Genomic DNA, 495 nt, shown 5'->3' with positions numbered 1-495 from the left:
CCGATTGAGGTCATGACAGAGGTAGTGGCGTTGCAGCATGATGCACCTGCTTCAATCCAGTAACCGTGTTGCACTCAGCTTCTGCAACCGCCAATTATAAAAAGCGACTTACCACTAAAAACCCGTTCGAATTGACGCTCGCAGAACTCAAAAAGATTGTTTTCAAGAGGTAATAATAATGGAACTGCCATTCATTGCCATCCCAAAGAAACAAGAAAGCTTTAGTAGTATGACGCTCAGGCTAGCCTATAAAAATGGCTTTCGTACCATCAATCAGTTTTTCAATAACTAGGCGGCCGCAAAAACTGAGTGCAACACCCGACCATTTCGGTAAGGTGTTGCCCCATGTCCTATCACGAACTCAGCGCCACAGAGCGCGTCACGATCCAGATCGGCCTGTGCAATGGCTTCAGCCAGCGCAGGCTTGCCCGGCTGATGAACCGCAGCCCCTCGACGGTCAGCCGTGAGATCCGGCGCAACCGGAATGCTCAAGGC

1 protein-coding gene is annotated in these 495 nt (G+C 50.3%); it reads left to right on the top strand.

The window, feature by feature from the left end; genetic code table 11:
• Window positions 1-345: 345 nt before the first annotated feature.
• A partial coding sequence (locus A9513_RS13785) for a helix-turn-helix domain-containing protein (RefSeq protein WP_141678397.1) occupies window positions 346-495 on the top strand: 150 nt, incomplete at its 3' end.

This window comes from Pseudomonas sp. AU12215 (assembly GCF_001675465.2).
GTDB lineage: Bacteria > Pseudomonadota > Gammaproteobacteria > Pseudomonadales > Pseudomonadaceae > Pseudomonas > Pseudomonas nitroreducens.
This window is presented reverse-complemented; position numbering and strand designations above follow the sequence as displayed.